This is a genomic window from Luteimonas rhizosphaericola (assembly GCF_029888045.1).
Taxonomy (GTDB): domain Bacteria; phylum Pseudomonadota; class Gammaproteobacteria; order Xanthomonadales; family Xanthomonadaceae; genus Luteimonas; species Luteimonas rhizosphaericola.
The window spans coordinates 1-2496 of sequence record NZ_JARXRN010000014.1; the positions used below are offsets into that span (position 1 = coordinate 1).

Annotated in this window: 2 protein-coding genes; both read right to left on the minus strand. The window is 58.1% G+C overall.

What is annotated here, in order from left to right:
* Nucleotides 1–1293 precede the first annotated feature (1293 nt).
* Nucleotides 1294–1662 (minus strand): Imm50 family immunity protein, encoded by a 369-nt coding sequence (locus tag QFW80_RS17565; RefSeq protein ID WP_425603476.1) that lies wholly within the window; start codon nt 1660–1662, stop codon nt 1294–1296.
* Nucleotides 1663–1685: 23 nt separating this feature from the next.
* Nucleotides 1686–2255 (minus strand): NMCC_0638 family (lipo)protein, encoded by a 570-nt coding sequence (locus tag QFW80_RS00910; RefSeq protein WP_425603477.1) that lies wholly within the window; start codon nt 2253–2255, stop codon nt 1686–1688.
* Nucleotides 2256–2496 lie beyond the last annotated feature (241 nt).

A 2496-nucleotide genomic window follows, 5' to 3' on the forward strand; every position in this document is an offset into this window, starting at 1 on the left:
CCTAACGCCTGAGTTAAGCCGTGCCGCGAAGCGGCATCGGCTTGAATGAATTGTTAGGGCGCATCCACGTGCCCCAGAACGGTACCGTCCTGGACATAGTAGATGGTCTGAACTCCCTCATACAGATCTGAGATCTCGAACGTCATTTGATGCGCACAAAGGCAGGCTGTAGCCATGCCAGAAGGCGATCTTGTTGGGAGCGACAGGGTTGCAGCATTGCGCCACTCACGAAGCACTGGTTTGTCCGGAAGATATGCGCAGTTGAGCTGAGCAGTGACGATGAGCGTAATTACGTTGCCGTTGCGGCTAGGCTCTAAATGGGCAGCCTGCTCCAGTGGAGGAGCGTTGTCACAAAGCTGCTTATCAGAGACAAGGGACACGGTGCCAGCACTAGCCGAGGTCGGTAGCCAAGCAACTGTAAGTAGTAGGGACCAGATTGCGCGAATCTTCATATGCGCCCTAACACCTGAATTAAGCCGCGTTGCGAAGCAACGTCGGCTTGAATGAATTGTTAGGGGGCGGGTCGATCATCTGCACGTACGTCTGACACCATGACCGTAAGCCCTCCGCCCGGAATCACATACGCGCGATAGGTGAACCGCTTGCCGTCGCAAGCCTCAATTGTCCAGTGCTCTACCACCGCATCACCCTCGTCTCGTACGATCTCGGCGGAAAGTGGACCGACGTACGGACACGTTGGATGTTGCGCGTTGTGCCAGCCGCTGACGTCCCGAGCTACGTTCGCGGCCTGCGCCCCGCACACCGAAGTTCCCAAGGGACTGCAAGGCTTGGCAGGCGTAGAAGCACAGCCGCTCAGCGCGGCCACCGATGCTGCGAAGGAAAGGCGTATCAGCAACGACAACATTTCAAAGCCCCCTAACGCCTGAATTAAGCCGCGCCGCGAAGCGGCGTCGGCTTGAATGAATTGTTAGGCGGCACCCGTAGCCACCGCCCTAGCCACGCGAAAACTAGTACTGAAGCCGTCAAAGAAGCAGCAGCCCAAGTTGGACTGCTGGGATAGCTGGAGCCCTCAAGCAGCACTGACAATATATTGGGCGGAATGATGGGCACCATAGCCGGTGGTGGCATCGGAGCCACGAGCAAGCCAAGCAAAGCGCCCGCAAGTGGACGGACCCATAACCGAAAAGCGGCGCGTCGGTACCGGAACGCCAAGTAGCCAAACGTGAATAGTAGGGGCGATGCGAACATGCCCCAAGTGGCAAATGCCGTTACTGCAGCGAGTAACCATCTCTCAATGTCCATGAAGATCGTCCGTGCCGCCTAACGTTTGAATTAAGCCGACTCGCGAAGCGAGTTCGGCTTGAATGAATTGTTAGACGACACTCCTGTGACCGTGGCCGCCGTGCACGTGAAGCTCCCACGAAGACCGATGCAGGGCTCTAGCGTAACGGTCATTGGGTCGCCGGAGGCAACAGTAAGGCAGTCTAGGACGTTCTCCGACGCGAGGTCGCCGAGGTCCAGGTCGCGAACGCCTGAGAATGCCAAAGACACCTGCGCGCTCTTGCCCAAAGAAGCATCGATGTACGAAAGGCTGAGGGAAACAGTTCCCTCGGTCGAGAAGCCGAAGGACAGTACTCGAGCATCCGCGAACTCCGGCCAGTAGCCGAAAATTGCTGTGACGGTTTCAGATCCCGTGAGCATGCAAGTGCCGCCTAACGCTTGAGTTAAGGCGTGCCGCGAAGCGGCATCGCCTTGAACGAATTGTTAGCCTTGCCGACGAGCGACATTGAAGCCATGGCTTGGGCAGTGGCGTCGCTCTTGTCGGAAGTAGTAAGGACAAAAAGAAGCTCATCTTTGTCCTCAGACCGTGACCACGAATACGCCATGGTGCGGGTGTGCGCGTCATTGGGCCTCAACCCAGCTGGATCCTGTACTGCGGCCACGAGTGGCTCCGGAGCCGTACCCACTAAGGCCGAGAAGCCAGCATGAGCTTGATCGGGGTCGGCGCGCTGAGCGAAGACGGCACATACAGTGTCATCGCGTAGCGCGACCACATATGCCGTGGGCGGAGCTATCACAAACCACGCTTTGCCAGGATTGCCGCCAAGGAAGAACTCTGCTTTCTCAGGGGGAGCCTCCGAAGCACCAATGTCACCCATGGCCTTCCGCAGATTGTCCTGCGAGTAGAAGTGCTTCATGCACGTCCCAGCAAAAAGGTCGTTGATGCTATCCGGTGGCGGAGACGCCACTGCGAGAGCCGGGAGAAGTGCCGCTGTTGCTAGGAGCTTGCGCATGACTTGTCTCGGAAGGCTAACGCCTGAGTTAAGCCGACCCGCGAAGCGGGGTCGGCTTGAATGAATTGTTAGGCGGCGGCACTAGTCACCATCTCCTGCGGCGCCCCCACCAGTGTTGCTAGCACTGCAACCACAGATCCCAAGGGCGGGACCATCTGGGGCGCCACCATCCGATGGAGTGTAAAGCGGGTCTAGTGTGCTTGGCGATGTGGCGCCAAGGGACTGAGAGTGAGCGAAAGCC